This is a genomic window from Bartonella machadoae, assembly GCF_022559585.1.
GTDB lineage: Bacteria > Pseudomonadota > Alphaproteobacteria > Rhizobiales > Rhizobiaceae > Bartonella > Bartonella machadoae.
The window spans coordinates 127,952-148,976 of record NZ_CP087114.1; the positions used below are offsets into that span (position 1 = coordinate 127,952).

The 21,025-nt window shown below is 36.7% G+C and carries 19 protein-coding genes; 11 read left to right on the forward strand and 8 right to left on the reverse strand.

Annotated features, from left to right (window positions below; all coding sequences use genetic code 11):
* Positions 1-62: 62 nt before the first annotated feature.
* From LNM86_RS00845 to LNM86_RS00870, 6 genes are all read right to left on the reverse strand, one after another.
* Positions 63-434, reverse strand: a complete 372-nt coding sequence (locus LNM86_RS00845; RefSeq protein ID WP_241438036.1) for a hypothetical protein — start codon at positions 432-434, stop codon at positions 63-65.
* Between the two features lie 34 nt (positions 435-468).
* Positions 469-1,602: a DUF1376 domain-containing protein gene (locus LNM86_RS00850; RefSeq protein ID WP_241438037.1), complete on the reverse strand. Its 1,134-nt coding sequence runs from the start codon at positions 1,600-1,602 to the stop codon at positions 469-471.
* A gap of 40 nt (positions 1,603-1,642) precedes the next feature.
* A complete protein-coding gene (locus LNM86_RS00855; protein ID WP_241438038.1) occupies positions 1,643-1,936 on the reverse strand; it encodes a DUF1376 domain-containing protein in 294 nt (97 codons plus the stop codon).
* A gap of 3 nt (positions 1,937-1,939) precedes the next feature.
* Entirely contained in the window at positions 1,940-2,407 is a 468-nt protein-coding gene (locus LNM86_RS00860) for a crossover junction endodeoxyribonuclease RuvC (RefSeq protein ID WP_241438039.1), read from the reverse strand.
* 91 nt (positions 2,408-2,498) lie between these two features.
* Positions 2,499-2,921, reverse strand: a complete 423-nt coding sequence (locus tag LNM86_RS00865) for a hypothetical protein (RefSeq protein WP_241438040.1) — start codon at positions 2,919-2,921, stop codon at positions 2,499-2,501.
* A 17-nt stretch (positions 2,922-2,938) separates the two neighbouring features.
* A complete protein-coding gene (locus tag LNM86_RS00870; protein WP_241438041.1) occupies positions 2,939-3,184 on the reverse strand; it encodes a helix-turn-helix transcriptional regulator in 246 nt (81 codons plus the stop codon).
* A gap of 99 nt (positions 3,185-3,283) precedes the next feature.
* Between LNM86_RS00870 and LNM86_RS00875 the strand changes: the two genes are divergently transcribed.
* The 10 genes from LNM86_RS00875 (at position 3,284) to LNM86_RS00925 (ending at position 10,899) form a co-directional block, all read left to right on the forward strand.
* The gene (locus tag LNM86_RS00875; RefSeq protein ID WP_241438042.1) at positions 3,284-3,886 is read left to right on the forward strand and encodes an XRE family transcriptional regulator; all 603 of its coding nucleotides are present in this window, start codon (positions 3,284-3,286) and stop codon (positions 3,884-3,886) included.
* Positions 3,887-4,056: 170 nt separating this feature from the next.
* A complete protein-coding gene (locus LNM86_RS00880; protein WP_241438043.1) occupies positions 4,057-4,446 on the forward strand; it encodes a hypothetical protein in 390 nt (129 codons plus the stop codon).
* Positions 4,447-4,508: 62 nt separating this feature from the next.
* Entirely contained in the window at positions 4,509-5,237 is a 729-nt protein-coding gene (locus LNM86_RS00885; protein WP_241438044.1) for a Rha family transcriptional regulator, read from the forward strand.
* 12 nt (positions 5,238-5,249) lie between these two features.
* A complete protein-coding gene (locus tag LNM86_RS00890; RefSeq protein WP_241438045.1) occupies positions 5,250-5,921 on the forward strand; it encodes a hypothetical protein in 672 nt (223 codons plus the stop codon).
* Complete coding sequence (locus tag LNM86_RS00895) at positions 5,918-6,397, forward strand: hypothetical protein (RefSeq protein WP_241438046.1); 480 nt, start codon at positions 5,918-5,920, stop codon at positions 6,395-6,397. Before LNM86_RS00890 ends, LNM86_RS00895 begins: the two co-directional genes overlap by 4 nt.
* A 72-nt stretch (positions 6,398-6,469) precedes the next feature.
* The gene (locus LNM86_RS00900) at positions 6,470-7,225 is read left to right on the forward strand and encodes an ERF family protein (protein WP_241438047.1); all 756 of its coding nucleotides are present in this window, start codon (positions 6,470-6,472) and stop codon (positions 7,223-7,225) included.
* 1 nt (position 7,226) lies between these two features.
* Positions 7,227-7,850, forward strand: coding sequence for a lambda exonuclease family protein (locus tag LNM86_RS00905; protein WP_241438048.1), 624 nt, complete (start codon positions 7,227-7,229; stop codon positions 7,848-7,850).
* A 110-nt stretch (positions 7,851-7,960) separates the two neighbouring features.
* Positions 7,961-8,203, forward strand: a complete 243-nt coding sequence (locus LNM86_RS00910) for a hypothetical protein (RefSeq protein ID WP_241438049.1) — start codon at positions 7,961-7,963, stop codon at positions 8,201-8,203.
* 2 nt (positions 8,204-8,205) lie between these two features.
* The gene (locus LNM86_RS00915; RefSeq protein WP_241438050.1) at positions 8,206-9,249 is read left to right on the forward strand and encodes a tyrosine-type recombinase/integrase; all 1,044 of its coding nucleotides are present in this window, start codon (positions 8,206-8,208) and stop codon (positions 9,247-9,249) included.
* A gap of 438 nt (positions 9,250-9,687) precedes the next feature.
* Positions 9,688-10,899: an MFS transporter gene (locus LNM86_RS00925; protein ID WP_241438052.1), complete on the forward strand. Its 1,212-nt coding sequence runs from the start codon at positions 9,688-9,690 to the stop codon at positions 10,897-10,899.
* A gap of 327 nt (positions 10,900-11,226) precedes the next feature.
* Here LNM86_RS00925 and LNM86_RS00930 read toward each other — a convergent pair whose 3' ends face one another.
* Both LNM86_RS00930 and rimL read right to left on the reverse strand, forming a co-directional pair.
* Positions 11,227-11,496 (reverse strand): hypothetical protein, encoded by a 270-nt coding sequence (locus tag LNM86_RS00930; RefSeq protein ID WP_241438053.1) that lies wholly within the window; start codon positions 11,494-11,496, stop codon positions 11,227-11,229.
* A gap of 1,773 nt (positions 11,497-13,269) precedes the next feature.
* Positions 13,270-15,042, reverse strand: a complete 1,773-nt coding sequence (gene rimL / locus LNM86_RS00935) for a 50S ribosomal protein L7/L12-serine acetyltransferase (protein WP_241438054.1) — start codon at positions 15,040-15,042, stop codon at positions 13,270-13,272.
* A gap of 808 nt (positions 15,043-15,850) precedes the next feature.
* Here rimL and LNM86_RS00940 point away from each other — a divergent pair.
* Complete coding sequence (locus LNM86_RS00940) at positions 15,851-20,986, forward strand: Vomp family autotransporter (protein WP_241438055.1); 5,136 nt, start codon at positions 15,851-15,853, stop codon at positions 20,984-20,986.
* Positions 20,987-21,025: the final 39 nt, after the last annotated feature.

Consider the following 21,025-nt stretch of genomic DNA (forward strand, 5'->3'; position numbering starts at 1 on the left):
TGTACGGTCTCTTTTTGTCGATTTAAACACATATCTAATCGCAAAATGATCAGCACTTTTCACTATTTTGCTATATCATCAACCTTTTTCATAACATCCCCTATGCCACTAAAAGCTCTTTCAAGCTCTTGCTTGTGAACAAGAGTTAGGGGTCTAAAATAATCTCTCGCTGTTTTTTCTTTCGCTGCTTTTTCACGTGTATTTTCAATCGCTCTACGTACACTGCCGGCTTTTGAAAGAAGGGTGTTTTCTATGCTTTGGCAATAAGCTAATAGCTCTCCGCAAGTTGGCATAAATGTTTTTGATACCCCATTTGCTTGACCAATTACGATATCTTCAACGCCCTTTTTCAGGGCATATGACGAAATGCGGTCCAGCAACATGCCATAGGATAGAACGACGGCTTTGGCATCTGTATTCGCAGGTACCCGCATACTTGAAAGCAGAAAAGAAGCTTTTTCAATCTGTTCAACCGAAGCTTTCACAGAGAGCAAGGTTTCTAGACGATTGCAAGCATCTAAGGTTTTTTCCTCCTCCTGTTTCGTCAATGTATTCCCAGCTTTCAGCATCAATGGATACCCCGGATTGATCATTTCGATAATCTTCTCTAGATGAGAGATGATTTCTGAGTTCGCTAAAGCCTTCTGCAAGTTGTTTTGTGAAAGTTTTCGGAGTGAATTTTCCATAATTACCACCTATTTGATTAATTTTATGATCTTTTGAGTTTCTAATCCAATTGCGCCACGTTGCTTGCCAATCGATTTTGGTTGCATCCTTGCCTGTCTTGGCTTTCCAATAATCTCGAAACTTTGCAATTTCGATTTTCACACGCTCTGGAGGCAAGCCCTCTGTAATTGCGAAATCGTAATCCGGCTCGAAATCGTCTGGTAATCGACAGCCTCGATTGGCTTTAGAGCGCTTGGCTTTTTTGGGAACGTTTTCTTGCTCGTGAACAGCAGGTTTATCCTCTGCCACCGTTTCGATTGCATCTGCTTGCTTTTCGCAATCATGGTCTTCTGAAGGCTCGTCAACCTGTTCGTTTGTTTCTAAATCTTCAAAATCAATTTCTTTTTTTGCTAACACGATAGTGTTAGTTTTTTTATTATAACTGTTATTGTTATTGTTAATGTGTTGTCGTGATGAGGTCATGATGATGTCATCATGATCTCGTGATGAACTCGTCATGACTTCATGATGATCTTGTGATGATGTCATGATAGACGCATCATATTCTTTTGATGCATTATCTTTCTGCTTATTTTTCCTAGTGTTTGCAGCTTTGATAGCTTTTTCCGAAAGCCTGTTTAAATTCTCATTACAATTTTTTAACTCTTCTTCGACTTGTGTACTCCACAAATTTCCATCTTCTAATTGAAGAATTAATTTTTTTCGAATGAGTTTTTCTAATGATTTTTTAAACGTTTGCACTGAACAACCAACAATGCGTGCTAAAGCAGAAGTGTCATCATAAATCGGTTCACAGGCTCGATACATGAGAGCAGTGAGTGTACTATAAGTAGCTTTCTCTGCTGCATCAGTACCAGCAAAGTCCATAATCCAATCTTGATAAAAATTACGGACCCAAGGTAATTGATTAGCCATTCTCTTGTTCTTTCTTGTGCTTATGCCATATGGCTTCTGATTATTGCGTGTTATTTTTTAGCTCTTCTTCAACATCTACACTCCAGATATGTTCGTCATCCAAAAGGAAGATGTGTCCAGTTTCAGATAAGAGATCAAATGCATCATTAAGCTCGTCAATTGAACAGCGTGCTAATGAAGCCAATGCTCGTAAATTGTTCGTAAGAGGTTTGCCAGTATGTAGCATTCTTAATCGCAACCTCATGTAAATATTGCCTTCAGTAGGGGGTAAAGCAGCGAGATCAAGAAGCCATTTTTCTACATTAATTTTTATCCAAGATGTTTTTTCAGACATTACTTATTCCCCTTCTTTCATTAAATATAAAATTGCTAAAGCATCTGCTTCATTATCATCCTTAGGCTTGTGTCCCTTTGCACATATCGCCTGTATTATCTCTTCTTTTGAGGCATTTCCTTTTCCTGTCGTTGCCTTCTTAATTGTGCCAACAGGGATGCCTTCATAAGGTATCTGATGATGTTCACACCAAGCTGTTAAATGACCTAGAAAACCACCGTAAACATGCGCCGCATCAGTACCAACATGACGGCGCACCTCTTCAAAATACACGGCATCAATACCACCGGCTGTTGCCTTCATTTCTGTAAGCCATTGTTTAAAGCGCAAATAACGCATCCCCCCACCTTCAAAACGGCGTGGTTGAAAATTGACCGTGCCACTGAATATGTGACCATCAGCACCACGTATCGCCCATCCCGTTGTGGTACCTAGATCAAGACAAAGAATGGTTGGTGTGTTAGTGATCATATTCCCCCCCTTAAGGCTGTTGTGTATTATATATTTGCCATGACAGAGCGCGTAATGAGTGGATTAACTCACTTAGGCAAACGTTTTTATGCTACGATTTATTGATTTGATTTCTTTTTTTGATGACTTCATCCCTTAAAAGATCAAGCTTTAAGATATCAAGCTTATCTTTGACTAAGATCATAAACAAGATCAGATCATTTAAGCGATAAAAAGATAACAACTCTTGAGAAAAATAATTATCAAACCAAGTTGTAAAAGCTTGCATAAAAACAGATGAAAACCATTGATTAAAATCATTGTATGGCAATAACGGAAAATAATTTCTATCATCACGCGCAAAGATACTATACAGCATATAGACAAAATAACCTGTTGATGAGGGATCTATTCTTGTTTCAAAACGTGCATCTTGAGGCGAACGGACACCATAATATATGGTTGCCTCTCCAATATTATTAACAAGATCAATCAACTGGACTTTACTTATAGTGATATGTGGTTCATCTATCATCTCTTAATCTTTCTTCTTTAAGAGTGTGAATTGGGCTGGTGGTGTTTGTTGTCAGATAAAGGAGCGGCAATAAAAGCAGAACTAGAAACAGAGCTGTCTTTCAATTGTTGCAATTTTAAATAACTCTTTAAAGATAGTCCTTTGCCTTGTTCCCAACGACAAACAGAAGCTTGCTTAACACCTAAAATATCTGCTAATTCCTTTTGTGTTAGCGATAAACACTTTCGGATAGATTTAACCTTAAATTTTCCCTCTGTGTCCATTTGAGTTAAGTCCTTTATTTTAACCATATACGCAATTGTATAGTATATAATAAAAAAAACAATAGATTTTTTTAATTTAAAAATCATAAGTAACTAATTATGACGAAAAATATCATTGCGACATTGCAAGTATTGCAATCTGAGTTTGGTCTTAATCAGAAAGATCTTGCTGATAGACTAAATGTAACCCAAGCAACTGTATCAAGATGGTTAGGAAGCGAATCTGATCCCAGAGGTTCACACAGAGACGCAATTTTAGAACTTTATAAGAGCTTAAAGGGTTATAATCAAGTTACTACACTTGTTCCTATTATGGGGTATGTAGGAGCGGGGTTAGAGATTGACACTGATGTTGAGCAAATCCCAGAAGATGGGCTTGAAACAATCGAAATACCATTTGATTTGCCTTTTGAAACAATAGGATTCATGGTTCGTGGAGATTCTATGTATCCTGTATATAAAGATGGTGATTTAATCGTAGTTAAACATTTGCAAACAAAACCAGTGAGTGATTATTACGGTGATGAAGTTGTTGTGCTAACAGAAGATAATAGACGATTTATCAAACAAATTACCCGTTCTTCAGAGGGCATTGTACTTAAATCATGGAATGCGCTACCTATTAAAAATGTTAAGATAAAATGGGTTGGAGAAATAGTTGCAATACTACCTCGCAAATCCTATCGTCCACTTATGAAATAATCCCAGTAAAGCTTTTGATTCTATTGTTTTTGAAGATAGCATTTAAGTGAAAATGCAAAAAAAATGAAATATATGTAATTTTTTGCTTGCTTATATTTATACATTTGCGTATAAGTAATTATATAAACCAAACACAAGAGATTGCCAAGAGGCATCAGGGAGGGGAAATTATGGATAAGCCAATTCTTATTAATTCCAATGAAATTTTATTAGTTGTATGTGATGATGAACACATTGGGCATTCGGGTCCACTTGATGAAAGTCAAGTTTTAGAAATGATTGACGAGGCAGATAATGCCATAAAAATCTTTCGCATAAATCCTTCTGAAAACAGTTGTGAAGATATTTCTGAAGAAATTGCAGAAATATACATAAAAGAAAACAGAGAATTTCTCGATGAGGACAGTAAAGTTCATTATTATGTAGGTGAAAGCGCTGCCTACGATAGTCTTTTAGAAGAAATTGCAGACGAAAAATATAATGATGAAGTCTACGGTACTTATGAAGAGCAGCACCGCCTGACTTTTTGGGATGTTATTCCAAATTATCCAAACTATTAAGGGCGTTTTTAAAAACGCCTCCTTTTCTTTCTTTCAAATATTATCACAAATGGAATACAGGCATGCATAATCTTGTCACAACAGCAGAAAGTACTTTTAAGAACGAAGCTATTCAAACCATGTCGAGTCGTGAAATTGCAGAATTGTGTGGTAAACAGCATGCACATATTATGCGTGATATTCGACAAATGTTAGGAGAATTGTACCCTGAAGGGGGTCAATCCAAATTTGGATCGACCTATTTAGACACGCAAGGTAGACCTCAAAATTGTTATAATCTTCCCAAGCGCGAATGTTTAATCCTCGTCTCAGGTTACAGCACAGCATTACGAGCAAAGATCATAGATCGTTGGCAACAATTAGAACAGCAAGTAATGGCACCGCAAATCGATTACTCTAGTCCACAAGTCATGTTAGGGGTTTTAAATTATCTCAAAAATGAGAATGAACAAAAAGACAATATGATTGCAGAATTAAAACCAAAGGCAATGGCTCTTGAAAGTTTACAGCGCCATGATGGGCTCTTTGGTCTTACCGAGACTGCTAAAATACTCGAAATGCAACCAAAACAGTTCATTCTCTTCTTACAGCAAAAAGGTTGGGTCTATCGACGCATGGCAAATGGGCATCTGTTGCCTTATCAAGACAAAATCCAAAAAGGTCTGATGGATTGTCCTACCATCACGATTCAAACTTCTGGCGGAATAAATAAAGTCATTCCTTCGGCAAAAATCACAACAAAAGGCATTGGTGTGCTTTCTCAAGAAATCAAAAGACAAAGCATGCATTAAGGGGTGACCATCATGGAAAAGAAATACGAATTCACTGATGCAATCGATATAGTTTATAGGCGTAAGGTTCGCCGTATTCGTGCATTGAAAAACTTTGGTGATATTAAAGCTGGTGATTTAGGCGGTTTTATAGAGCATGAAGGCAATTTAAGCCATGAGGGGGATTGTTGGGTTGGGGACAATGCTTGTGTTTCTCATAGTGCTAAAGTTTGCGGTAATGCAAGAGTATTTGAAAAAGCACGCATTGCAGACAGAGCATATATTAGTGACAATGCAAATGTTTTTGGAAATGCTTGTATTGAATCTGAAGCGTGTATTTTAAATAAAGCAAAAGTTTACGGAAAAGCAGAAGTCTTTGATAATGCTATGGTTTGCGATAATGCACAAGTTTTCGGTAATGCGGTAGTTTGTGGCAAGTCTCATATTTATGGTTATGCACAAGTTTACAACAAAGCACGCGTTCACGACCAAGCTAAGATTTATGGCAAAGCACGTGTTTACGGTCAAGCCAAGGTTTATGAGAAAGCACGTGTCTATAATAATGCAGAAGTTTATGAAAATGCAAAAGTTAAGGGTAGGGCAGAGGTTTACGCTCTTGGAAAGATTTATGGAGATGCATGTGTTTGTTGGAACGCATGTATTGGCGGCAATCAGTCCATCTCAACTGGAGAAAAAACCATATGAAAAAATACGAATTTACTGGTGAAACAATAGAGGTTTCTAGTAGAACTCTTCGCCGTGTCCGTGCATTGCAAGACTTTGGTGATGTAAAAAAAGGAGATTTAGGCGGTTGGATAGAAAAGGAAAAGAACCTCAGTCACGAAGGTAATTGTTGGGTTGGAGGCGATGCTAAGGTTTATGGTGATGCTCAGATTTATGGTGATGCCGATGTTAGCGGCGATACCTATGTTTATGGCAATGCCAAGGTTTATGGTAGTGCAAAAGTTACAGGGAGTGCGCACATTTATCAAAATGCACAAGTTTATGATCATGCTACTGTAGCAGGCGCTTTTTTGAAAAGTGTTGAGATTTTTGGAGATGCACAAGTTTATGATAGTGCTTGCATTTATGACGAAGTCAAGATTTTTAGAAATGCTAAGGTTTGTGGATTGGCTCTCATTTGCGGAAACACGAGAATTCCTCAAGACATAAAAATTTAGCAACAAACAACCCTTTTAACACAAGCGTGATTCACGCAACGGGTGAGTTGCACGCTAATGGAGGAAAACAAGATGAATGAACAAAATACGAGCTTAACAGAAGTTGAAAAAACGCAACATTTAGACGTCGAACAAACTGCTATGGAACGCATTTTAAATAAAGCATTAGAAAGTGACGTCGACATGGACCGCTTAGAACGTCTTCTTGATTTAAGAGAAAAAGAAATAAAAAGACAGAACCATCAGAGCTTTATTCATGATCTTTCGGCTATGCAAATCGAATATCAAACAATCACCAAAAATGCTAAAAACAACCATACTAAGAGTGCATATGCAACCCTTGATCAGTATATTGACGCTGTAAAGGACACTCTTGCAAAACACCGCTTCGCTTTGTTTTCTCATATTAAAAATCAAACAGAAAAAAACATTACCATAGAAATAACTCTGTCTCATCCTTCAGGAAATCAAATCTCAACAGAAGGAACATTTCCAATTGATGGACAAGGAAGCAAAAATAATATTCAATCTCTTGGTTCTACGATTACCTATGCACGCAGATATCTGTTAGGCATGCTTCTTAATGTCGCAAGCAAAGAAGACGATAAAGATGGGAATATGCCTGAAAAACCGGCTTTTCCGGAGCAGATCAATGAAATCAGAAGACTGATGATACAAACAAAGGCAGAAGAAAAAAAGATACTTTCTTATGCAAATGTCGAAAAGCTTGACGATATCTCTGATCAGAGCGCGCAAACCATTTTGCACCTTTTAAAAGATAAACAAAATAAGCAAATGGCATCAACACAACAACAAACGGCGGTGTGATATGGAACAAAGAACAGCAGAATGGTTTCAAGCAAGATTAGGAAAAGTCACCGCTTCTAATGTTTACAACATCCTCAGTAAAACAGCTAAAGGATTGCCGACAAGCAAATATGAAGACTACAAAATCAAACTCATGACAGAACGCTTAACAGGGGAAATAAGCCAATCTTATATAACCCCATCTATGCAATGGGGGATTGAACATGAAGAGGACGCCCTGAAAGAATATGAATTCATTTATGATGCCGATGTCATAAAATGCGGTTTTATACCACATCCTACCATAGAAATGGCGGGGGCTAGTCCTGATGGCTTGATTGGTGAAGACGGTTTAGTTGAAGTCAAATGTCCACAGTCAACGACGCATCTTCGTTTTTTTATGTATGACGAGATTAAACCTGAATATATAGCGCAGATGCAATTCCAAATGGCTTGTACAGGGCGCAAATGGTGTCATTTCATTAGCTATAATCCACAATTTGTAGGCAGATCTACTGGTTTGAGGATGAAAGTCAAACGCATCCACCGTGATGATGAACAAATTGAACAGCTTACTAAAGCAGTCGAGGTCTTTTTAGCAGAAATAGAGCAAGACATGGAGCAGATCTTGACAAAAGCTGCATAACCCTATGGGGGTGCTCTCTCCTCCCAGCACCCCCGCCCTCTCACAACAACTTTCAAGAAATGCGTGCTTCACGCCACAGGCAAATTGTACCTAAATTAAGGGGAATAAACATGGGACACCGTCCACCTACTATAACACAACCTGCTATTGCGCGTGCTTTAAGAGAAGCAAAAAAACAAGGAGCAGAGATCGTAGAAATAAAACCTACCGGTGAAGTGCTTATTCATATCAATAAAATCACACCTCCAACAAACATGGATAATGCTTATAGCATTGATGATTTTCCTCCGCTTGAAAATGAAGAAGCTAGTACTAAGAAAATTTGTCGCCCTGTCGACGATATAAAGTTTTAGCCATGCCAAAACGTCGTCCACCACATCTTGTTCGTGAACGAACGCGCCATGGTAAAATCATATGGTATGTTCGGATTGGTCATGGACCACGGTTTCGCATTGAAGGAACCTACGGAACGCAAGAGTTTGTTGACAATTATACAGTTGCTATTAAACAAGCACAAAGCGGCTCGTCAAAAACTATGAAGCGCACTAGACTCACAGAAGGCTCTTTTGATTGGTTGTTGCATCAATATTTACAAAGCATGCAATGGCATAATCAATCAGAATCAACCAAAAAAGTTAAGTATAGAATTCTGAAAAATGTTTCTAAATATATTGGCGACCGTTCTTATAAAAGTATAGCAAAACAACATATCCTTGATGCCGTAGACAGAAGACGAGAGACCCCAGCCGCGGCTAAGCATTTTTTAACGGCTCTAAATGGTCTTTTTAATTGGGCGGTTGATAATGCTCTTTTAAATATAAATCCTGCCTTGAGTGTTAAAGCACCAAAAGCTTTTAATACAGAGGGATTAGCGCCATGGTTAGAAGAAGATATTGAGAAATACTATCATCGCTGGAAATTAGGAACGCATGAACGTGTTTGGATTGACGTTCTTCTGTACACCGGCTTGCGTCGTGGTGATGCTGTTCGCATTGGTTGGAAAGATGTTAAAGAGAATATCATTCACTTAAAAACAGAAAAGAGCCAATTTAAAACAGATGTTTTTCTACCCATTTTGCCTGAATTAGCAGAAACTCTTAAAATTGGTCCTATTGGAAATGAAACGTTTATTTGCGGAAAAAGCGGAAATAAGCTTGTCAAAGAAAGTTTTGGTAACCTGTTTCGTGAGGCATGTAACGCTGCAGGAATTAAAAAATCAGCCCATGGCTTAAGAAAGTTAGCAGCAACACGCGCTGCTAATGCTGGTGCTACAGTTTCACAAATGAAAGCGCTTTTTGGCTGGACAGAAGATAAAATGGCATCACTCTATACGAAAACGGCGGATAGAAAACGACTAGCAATAGAAGCCATCAAAAAGCTTCAAAAAGGTTCGGGATAGATAGGAAAATAAGTTAAAAGAATCAAAGGATTCAAAATTCCCTAATTTCTCTATAACACCTTGATTTTATTAATATATGGCGCACCCTCTCTCTCCGCCATTTGAATCGAATCAATAGATTATAGGGAAGTTAAGGAATTCTGCGTCTTTTGATTCAATCGCTTCACTTTTTATTTATCTCAAACCTTTCTTATTATTTCTATCGCTAGTCGTTTTTTATCGGTAGTTTTAGTGTAGAGCGATGCTATTTTATCTACTGTCCAGCTAGAAAGTGCGTTCATTTGCAAAACTTTAATATCTACATTGGTTACGTCGTGTTTATGATAAAATAAAAAATTCAAAAGCCTCCAAAGAGAGAAATTTTGTGTTCTTACATTTTAATGCATTAAAACATAGAACTATGGGGTAGATTCTGATGGAGCTACGAGGGAATCATTGATGTTAGTTTCCAATTTAAAAGAACGTGTTGCTTTATTTGAAAATAGAACTTTTCTCTATTTTACGTTGAGTGGTTTATTTGCTACATTTGGAAGTGGATTAAATTACATAGCATTGTCGTGGCTTGCCTATAATCAGACAAGTTCAATCCGTGGTGTAGCGTTGATGATGTTTTTTCTCTGGATGCCTAGCATTATTTTTTCGCCTGTTTTGGGTGTATTGGCAGATAAATACAATCGTAAAATGCAAATTATTATTTCAAATTTGGGCAGAGGGTTACTTATCGTGGGCTGGGTGATGCTTTGGCAATTTGGCGTAAAAATTGAGTTTATATTCTTATCTGCTCTTTTAGGTATTTTGATTTCTTTTTATATGCCATCAGCAATTCCTTTGATTCAAAGTGTTGTTCCGAAAGAACAATTGCTCAATGCAAATGCAACACTTGATATGGTTTATGAACTTGGCACTATCTTGGGTATGGGACTAAGTGGATTTATACTCACCTATGCAGGAATAAAAGGAACTCTTCTGACAGGTGGTATATTTTGTATTATTGCTGGTTTGTTTAATTTTGCCATGAAGATCCCAAAAATCCAGAGATCTAAAAGTCAAAATCAGCAAAATTGGTGGAAAGATTACACATCATCACTTCATTATTTTAAGCAGAATCCAGTGCTTTTTATGCCATATATAAGCCAGATGATCATTTTGACTCTTTTAATGACCATCCCTGTTATTCTGATTCCTTATACACAAGAAATTTTAAATGCGGATAGCAGTATCTTCGCAATATTTGAAGCGCTTTATTCATTAGGTGTTTTTACTGGTGCGTTTTTTTCTCCACTTTTGTGTAAAGTTTTATCGATAAGAAAAACACTCGCACTGTTATTAGCTGTTATGGCTATCGGTCTTGTCATATTGTCTGTTAATACGCATACTTTTATCGTTTTCCCTGTTTATTTCATGATCGGATTTGGGCTTGCGAGTTGGGCTCTTTCAGTTTCTTTGTCACAACTCTACTGTGATCCTGAATATCAGGGGAGATTGCAGGCAAGTTTTAATGGTATCTCTGGATGTTTTATTCTTGGAATCTATTTATTTATGGCAAGAGATACCGCAAGTTTTTCATCTCAGTTTATATACTTTCTTCAAAGTATCATTGCGGTTGTTGGAATGTTCATTGTTCTGTTTTACAAAAATGAGAAACAATAATTTGCATTTAAATGCTGTAAGATCTCTGTCATTTCATAAATATTTACGATGCATTGTATAATATATTGCTTTAAAGGGTGGATGCGTGAATATTTAGGCAACATTTTATGAATAAAGCATAAATCTGATATGTGCTATAAAATGCTCGTTTTTTTTATGATAAATCACGCAAAAATGTTGATGTTCTTCTTGATTAACCTCACTTTTGTGAGAGGTTAATAATATACGATATTTTGCAAACTTTTTAAAAATCTTTGATTCCATATTTAAGCAAAGAAGGGCGTAAAGCGATAAGACAATCTCTTATCATAAGGAGGTTATATTCTATTATTTGCTCTCTTCAAAATCCATATGCATAACGGTATTTGCCTCCTCTTCATTGGAAAGAGGCATTCTGCGACGATGTAAAGTTTGTACGATTTCTTTTCTCAAAACCGCATCTGCTTCGCTTAAACGGTGAATACTCAATTCTAATTCAAGAGATAACGCTAAATCTACACATAATTTAAGTTGTTCTCCAATGTCAAAACCGCGTTGATAGTCGTCATAAAGACCAACAAGCGTATCGGATAATTCTTTATCGCATAAAGGGGGCATACCAATGTCTCCACATCACGGTTTTTCATACAGCTTTGGTAGGTACTCTTTTATTATCATCATCAAAAATTGTTATGCATATCAATATCACAGTTTTATAAATTTTGACACAAAACACTAACTTTTAAGCCAATATTTGTAAGAAACTTTATTGTTTCAAAATTTTCAATTTCCTCATTATTTATGCGTATTGCAATATTTTTACTATAAGGTCTACGATATTTAAAACGCATTATTGCCACATGGCTTTTAATTTGTGTATAAGATAGATGATTTTGATGGTAAAAATGCCTTGCAAGTCTATCATTATCAACCAAATCCAACCCAATATTATTAATATCAATGAAGTGATAGAATTGCATCATTGATGCGTCTTTGTCTTCGTTAATAATGAGCAGTTACGCCTTTTTATCCGCTTTCTTTTATTATCAATGGTGTGGATTGAAAGAGCTTGTAAACATTTCACTTCTGAATTAATAATCCCGTTTTTTTAGAAAAATCATGCATTTTATTCATTTTATATTGATTTTTAGATAGTGATAGACTTCTATCATTATGCAAATGAGAAAGCTATGGCAAATACGTTTAACACGCATATTCTGAGGTTTAAGCAGTGTTATTGCACAGTATAGAATGAACACTATAAACCGCATGAAGTTTCTTACGACCTTGATAATGTAGAGGTAACTTTAGAGAGAGTAGTCCACAAAAGTCTGTTTAACGGGTAGGTCAATAAATCAACAGTCGTGCATTTAAGTTTTTATTGGTTCATGTTCAGATGTTTTTGGCATTGGATAATGGTATTTGGTAAACTTTTATGAGTGATACCAAGATTATATTCCTGTAGTAGGTTTGAAAAAATACTATTGTAATCGCATGTTGGTACGATTGTCATAACTTTTACTTCTGCTTAAATAGATACTAAACACCTCTTTGTTATGGGATTTTATGTATAATAACCATCTTTTAAGGGGGGTAAAGGTATGGTTCAAGTATTGCAGTATAACAATGCAATATTTGCATGCATTATTGTCATTGTTTGGCAAAAAAGAAATTGAACCAAAAACAGAATAGGCGAAACGGTTACACTCGAGACAAAAAAACTTACAATTTCATCGGAATTAGATAGCTATTCATTTAGATATTAATAAAGAAATTTATGCCTACACTGAAAGAGGTACGATCTTATTAATGTAAGATTTTTAGCTGCTTCATCTCAGAAATTAAAGGCTGACTTGGCTAATGACAGATGATGGTGGAATATTGACAGATATGACAAAAGCGAAAGCGGTGGTTTTTAAACTACAAGCTCTTCCTAGAGGGGTGATGATTAGTTTATACGTTCTATTATGATATCAGGATAACACTTTTTCCTGAAGATGCAGCAGAATGAACAGTAGGATTTTATAGAAAGTTGTGGAGCTTATTCAAAATATTAACAACATGGAGGAATGTGAAGCAACTTTACCACTTTTAAAACTGCATTTAAAACATCAAGTTGAGGCTAAAAAAGTATAAAAAGCGACGACATAAGGTTCTGATGAGCAGTTTTCTAAAATGAAAGTATCGTTTGATGTTTTCTTGTAAAAACCTCATTTGCACAACCGCATATATTTCTCTTTTGCTTTGTCCCATTGAGTACAAAATTAATGTCAAACGATATATTTTGATCCACGTAATTTTTTTTGTCTCTTGTGCATATTTTTATAGTTTTTGAACGCGAAAACAGATTTATACAACAATACATTAATTCATATATTTGCGACGTATGCGTTAGTTATCAGGCGAAATCCAGCTATAAATATTCTGATCGTGAAAAACACCATTTAAATATTCGGCTTGTTTAAATGTGCCTTCAAACTCAAAGCCGCAACGCTTGGCAACAGCATTGCTTTTTTGGTTAGCGGTAGCACATTTTATGACAAATCGTTTGAGAAAATGATGTGAAGAGTAATGTTTTACAAGAGTTCTTATCGCTCGTGTAATAATACCATTACCTTGCGCTTTTCTATCAAGCCAGTATCCAATATATCCGGTTTTATTTTCATGATCGATGGTGTTGAAAGAAAGTAAACCTACAGGATGTTCCTTAAACAAAATAACATAAGTTTTTCCTTCGTCCTTTTGATGTGCCAGAAAACAGGAGTCAAGAAAATTGGCTGTATCATTTTCGTGGTTAACAAAACGTGGCCATGCCATAAATTTGCTGAAATATTCTCTGTTGCAATGAATGCTTTCGTAGAGAGCAGGAGCAAATTTTCTTGATGGTGTTGTAAGCCGGATATTATCATCGACATAAAGATTTTCTTCGTTGTGTAGTAAATCTTTGGAAAGTGCAGACAAGGTGGGAGAAGGCATTCTCGCGGTAAGGATATTTCCTTTTAACCAGACGTAAATTGGTAGTCTTTTGCATAACCATTCGTTAGTAGTTTGCATATCATAAGAACGACATCCCCTTATTAAAAAATGCTGACCTTCTTTTAAACCATGATTTTTTTCTAAACACAGATAGTTATTACAACAGATAAATCTGGTCAGAATTTGTTCATTATCACTTGGATTTTTATTCAAATCATCCAACAATGTGAGAGGATGAGGTAGATTGTATAGTGAAGGGATCTGGTTGATGTTGAGATTAGTTTGTATGATTTGAACACCATCATGGTGCTTATAACCAATGGTTTTTCCAACAGCATAACTATTTTTTTCTATCAAGGAGTAGTTTGGTTTAAAAATCAATTTCCATTTTTTAAGCAGATCTGGATCATAACTCTTCAAAACATCATGAATGCTATGGAAGAAGGATTCTGAATTACAAACTTTATGTTCTGGAGAAGATGCAATACAATCAGCAAGAAAAGTGTTATTGATATAGAGATACCCTGATGATGGCATATATTCGACAAGAAAGGAAAGCCAATCACTCAGAGGATTCAAACTTATTGCAGAATGTTCCACGTTGGAGTCAATGTGAAAGTGAAAGCCTTTCAGATAAATGTACTCAGATTTGGATAATAAAGGCAAAATATCTCTGATATATTCTTCTTTTGTAATCCCAAAACAGGGGCTTTTATCCTTTCGGTAAGAATGAGAGAGCTTAATACTAACGCCATAGCGTTTACCCTTGTTTGCAGCCAAACTCATAAGTTCGTGAAACGCGTTTATGGTCTCTACATTAATGGGTGCGTTTTTTTTCAATGTAAGAGACATGTCTTCAGTCGTTTTGAAGGAGCCATCTAAAATAATGCGATCATCAGGAAATCCTATGGCTGAGGCGAGTCTCCATTCATCAGCAGAGCAAACTTCAACGTTCAATCCTTTTTCTGCTAGCAATCGGAAAAAAATGCCAAGTGAACAGGATTGAAGAGAGACAGCAATGCTAGCATTAGCAAAGTATTTCTTGCTCGCTAATATGATTTTTTCCATTTCCACCAAAGTATTATCGGCATCAAAAAGAAAAAAAGGAAGATCACTATGTTTTGGGCGATTGATAATTTCTATTGCAGTTTGAATGATATGTTTTGAAATTATTTTTTGCGTTATCATTAAATTCCCCCCTGCAAGCTATGTTCAGTATTCAGCTCTTCATCAATAAATAAAAACCATTCGTATAATATACCATATGTAATAATAGTCTATAGAATAGATAAATATCTGTTACTTCTGATAAAGATAGAACTCTTCGTCTTTAGAATATGTATCAAGCAATTTCATTTAAAAAAGCACCGGCATCTCATATTCTAAAATTGTATAGACCTTATAAGGAGAATTTATACTTTTTTCCACACGCTATTCGGGCACTTTTAAAAAGAGCAAATTGTTTCGTATTTTAGCTTTTTAAAGTAAATTTAAGGGTTGTATCTGGCAGAGAAGATATAACAATATAGAATTTCAGGTATTTTGTATGAATTTTATGAACTTATACCATACTATCATACTATGTATTGTTTCATTTTTATAAAGTCTCATTTTTAAAATCAATAAAAAAATATTTAATTGTACTCTTGCCATTTTGTTTGTGCGCTTTATCTGAAAAATAAATTGCTCTTTAATTAGGAGCCCGTTTTTTATAAAAAGCGGATTATGCTATTTATTGATGGAGGTTACACCATAGTTTACCAGTAGAGTGCCATTTGGGGTTTGAATTCCTTTTAGAGGGGGGGCATCCAACATCTATCTTTTCAAAGGTTTTAAGACGACACTGAGATTATTCTGAGTGTTGAGGTGATATCTTTTGTTTTTTTATTTTTTTAGCGCGCAAAGGTGATTTTGCGAAGTGTTTTTTGTTGCCTGTTGTGGCGGAGCTGAACTTTGTTTTGGCATTTAAAGTGTTCTCTATATTAAGGGGTTTGTTATGAAAAAATATTCAACACCAAATTTGGTAAAAGCTATTTCCTTAGGAACAGCAATAGCGGCATTGTTATCCAGTGTTTCTCCTGTTTTTGCTGCGAATCTTGCGATAACGGGAGGAACTTCTTTAAGTACACCTGGTGGAGGAGTGTCTTACTCACACGGTAGCCATGGCAGTATTGTTTTTGCTGGTGATGATGATTACTGTGGTGCGGATAGTGTTGTTGGACGTGGTGGTAAACAACAGCAGACAATAAAAGATACTCAGCGAATAACAGCAGAGCAACAATATGAAAGATTTATTGGGGAGAAAGTTTTTAACGGTCGTAGTCCTTATGGTACGACCACTGAACAGGTTACGTGGATGTCTGAAGGAATTTTGACAAATGATGGCACTTATATGGGGAGAAACACTTTTGGTGTCATTAATGCTATGCCTGAGGCTTATGGTGTTTATTCTTTTGCTACTGGATGTGGATCTGCTGCAACGGGGAATTATTCCACGGTATTTGGTGCAGGTGCAACGGCAAAGGCTGGTGGAGCACAAGCCTTTGGCGTTTCTGCACTTGCAGGTGGTATAGCAAGTATCGCTACAGGTGTTGATTCAGAGGCGTCGGGGAAATCAGCAGTTGCTATTGGAGGGCTTTCAACGGCATTAGGTGAAAATAGCGTTGCTTTAGGGACAAGGGTAAGGGCAGAAGAGAATTATGCGATTGCTATAGGCTCAGAGGCTGAAGCTCAAGCTTCAGGTTCTATTGCAATAGGCAGTAGGCGCTCTGACAGAACTGAAGAAGCTAATCCTAACAGAAAAGTAATAGCGGAGGCTGAAAATGCGATTGCTATAGGTACATTTGCCTATGCTAAAACAGCAGATTCTGTTGCTATTGGTGTAAATGCACAGGTGTTTTCTAAGGATGGTGTCGCTATAGGTGGAGGCTCTATCTCTTATAAAGAAAAGGGTATTGCTGGTTATGATCCTCATTCAAATGGTGCCTCGACAGATAATGGTATAGCGTGGAAAAGCACCACAGGCGCTTTCAGCGTTGGAGAAGTTGGTGTTGCAGCTAATGGTACAAAGGGTACACTAACACGCCAAATTACAGGAGTTGCAGCGGGAAGTGATGATACTGATGCAGTAAATGTTGCACAGCTAAAGGCTATGAGGGATGTCATTGCAGGAGGAGGAGAAGGTTGGAAAGTTTCTGTTAATGGTGAAGATTCTACAGCTGTTAATGGAGGCAATATCGTCGATTTTTCAGTGAACAGTAAAGAAAAAGACAACTTAAAGATTGAAAAGGATAGTGCAAATAATAAGCACGAGATAAAATTTGCTTTAAGTGATACTCTTAAATTGACGAGTGTTACTACAGGGCAAAGCTCTATGAGTGATGATGGTTTTATAATTGAGAATGGGCCAAGAATAACTGTAGACGGTATTGATGCTGGTAATCAAAAGATTACAGGAGTGGTAGAAGGGGACGAAGATAACGATGCAGTTAACTTTAAGCAACTGAAAGAGGTCAAAGGATTAATATCACAAGCAGGAGGTTGGAAGCTTGCTGTTGATTCCGGTGATGCTACAGATGTTAATCCTGGTAGTATAGTAGATTTTGTTCCTGCTAAGAAAAATGATAGTTCTGGTGCAAATACAGAGAATATAAAGATTAAAAAAGATGGTAATACTGTAACATTTGAATTGAATGATTATCTGCAAGTAAAGAGCATTACAGCAGGAAAAAGCTTTTTTGATGATGGTGAGTTTGGATTTACGGGTGGAGGGCCAGTCATAAATCTTAATGGTATTAGTGCCGGAAGTAAACCCATTCGAAACGTGGAAGATGGTGTTGACGGACAAGATGCAGTGAATGTTTCACAGCTGAATAAGGTAAAAGACTTAATATCAACAGCAGGAGGTTGGAAGCTTTCTGTTAATGACGATGAAGCTACAGATATTAATTCTGGTAGTACAGTAAATTTTGTTGCAGTTAAGCAGAAAGACGATGATGATAATGAGACTGAAAATACAAATATAAAAATTACCAAAGGCGATAACAATGAAGTAAAATTTGATTTAAGCGAATATATTAAAGTTGGTCGTGTAGAAACAGGAAATACAAGTTTAAGTCATGCTGGTTTACAGATCAAAGGTGGTCCGCGTGTCTTTAAGGGAGGGATTGTTGCCGGAAATACAACGATTTCAGAAGTGAAAGATGGCGTTCTCGAACAAGATGCAGTTAATGTTAAACAGTTAAATGAGGTAAAAGGATTAATATCAAAAGCAGGAGGCTGGAAGCTTTCTGTTGATGGTGCCGATGCTACAGATGTTAATTCTGGTGATACGGTCAGTTTAGAAGCAGTTGAGAAAGAAGATGCTTCTGGTGAAAAAACAAAAAACATCAAAATTGTAAAAGATGATCAGAATAAAGTACAATTTGATTTAGCTGATAATCTTAAAGTGACGAGTGTTACAGCAGGAAGAAGCGTTTTGAGCGATGATGGTTTTATAATTGATGGAGGACCAAGAATAACTTTTGATGGTATTGAAGCTGGCAATAAAAAGATTACGGGAGTTGCAGCGGGAGAGGGAGATACCGATGCTGTGAATTATAAACAGCTAAAAGATTTTACAACGAACATTAAAACAGGTTGGAAACTTGCTGTTGAAAATGAAGAGGCTACAGATATTGGGGCAGAGAGTACAGTAAAGTTTGTAGCTGCTGTGGATAAGGATAGCCACAAAAATATCAACATTGTAAGAGGCGATAATAACGAGATAAAATTTGATTTAAACGAAGTTATTAAAGTTAATAAAAAAATAGAAGTAGGGGATGAAGTTACTATAACTGATAATGGCTTAAAGATTAAACGTGGTCCAAGTATAACATATGGCGGTATTGATGCTAGCGATAAAGAGATTAGAAACGTGGCAGAAGGTATTTTAGGCACGGATGCAGTTAATCTTAATCAGTTGAACGACGTAGAAAAGAAAATACAAGAAGTAGCAGAAAATAACCTTGTTAAATGGGATGAAGAGCAGAAACTTATCACCATTGGTAAGGAAAAAGAAGGCGCTAAAATTGATATTACAAATAAATCAGGTGATGCTCGAACAATTTCGGGTGTGAAAGATGGAGGATTATACGAAGATTCAACAGAAGCTGTAAATGGTAGCCAAATCAATGAGATATCCGGAGATATTGCAGAGTTTTTTGGTGGAGATGCGGCATTTGAAGATGGTAAGTTTGTAGGACCGAAATATAATTTATCTACAGTTTCTGCTGATGGTACTGTAAAACAAAAAACTTTTGAAAATGTTGGTGAAGCTTTGACGGGACTTGATGCGAACGTAAAGAATGTGAACAGCCGTTTGACACATGTCACTAATGATTTTACCAAGAAAATCGATGCTCTTTCTCAAGATGCCTTATTGTGGAGTGATAACGAACAAGCATTTGTTGCTCTTCATGGAGCAAACGGAGAGAAGACAAACAGCAAGATCACCTTTCTTAAGGATGGAGAGATTGATGTTAATTCAACTGATGCTATAAATGGTTCCCAACTTTTCAAGGTTGCTCAAAATACATCGAAATATTTTGGTGGCAGTACTGATGTACTTGAAGGGATAGAACCAACCTTCCTTATTCAAGGGAATAAACATAATAATGTTACGGATGCGTTTACTGATGTGAATGTTTCTATTACGAATCTTGATAATAAGATTATTGAAATGAAAGAAAATAATCTTGTACAGCAAGAGGGTATATCAGGTGTTATCACCATTGGTGCGAAAACGGCTGGTACTGAAATCAACATTGCAGGTACTGCTGGTGTAAGGCGTAAGATTTCTGGTGTTCAAGCTGCAGAAAAGGGTGATGAAGCTGTTAACAAAGACCAACTTGATAAAAGCATAGAAAAGGTTTCTAAAGATGCATTACTTTGGAGTGAAGATGAACAGGCATTTGTTGCACTTCACGAAAAAGATGGAGAGAAGACGAAAAGCAAGCTTAAATTCCTTTTGGATGGAGATATTGCTGCAAATTCAACGGATGCCATTACGGGTAATCAACTCTATCTCATGAGCAACCAATTGGCTGCGTATTTTGGTGGTGGTGCTAAATATGAGAATGGCGAATGGACAGAACCAAGTTTCAAGATCTCTAAAATTGATGCGGATGGTACTGTTAAAGAGCAAACACATCATAATGTTGCAGATGCTTTGGGTGATCTTAATGGTGGTATGGTCAACATCAATAACCGGATTGATGAGATTAAGGACAAAGTTACTTCGGATGTGATACATTGGAATAAGGATGAAAAAGCCTATGATGCTAGCCATGATGGGAAACCAGGTAAGATTATCAATGTCGCTGATGGTAAAATTGCACAAGGCTCGAAAGATGCGGTCAATGGTGGGCAACTTTGGGAGACCAATGAACGTATTGACGGTGTTGAAAAACATATGAATCATATCGAAAATAGAGTTGATAACATTTCCACTACAGTTACGAATATTGGTGAAACGGTTAATAATATTGGCAATAAAGTTGATCATATTGATGATAAGGTTAACGATCTTGTGGATGGTGTCGTTCTCTATGACAGAGACGAAAATGGCAAAAAAACCAATAAAGTTACTTTGATAGGTGGTAACGAAAGTGAACCTGTTACGATTGATAATGTTGCTGATGGTCGCATTGAGAAAGGTTCGAAAGAAGCGATTAATGGTGGACAATTGCATGATTACACTCAAGAACAAATGAAAATCATTCTTGATCAATCAAAGAACTATACAGATCAACGGGTAAACAATATTGTGATAGATGCTATTGATGATGCAGTTGAACGTGCGAACAATTACACCAACATGAAGTTTGAGGCTTTAAATTATAGCATTGAAAATGTACGTAAAGAGGCAAAACAAGCAGCAGCTATTGGGTTGGCAGTGTCTAATTTACGGTACAATGATACACCTGGAAAATTAAGTGTTGCATTTGGTAGCGGTTTATGGCGTAGCCAATCAGCCTTCGCTTTTGGTGCTGGTTATACATCTGAAAAAGGAAATATCCGTTCTAATTTATCGGTAACGAGTTCAGGTGGACATTGGGGTGTCGGTGCAGGATTTAACATGACATTGAACTAATAAAAGATTTTCTTAAACATGCTCCTTGCCCCTGCTTAA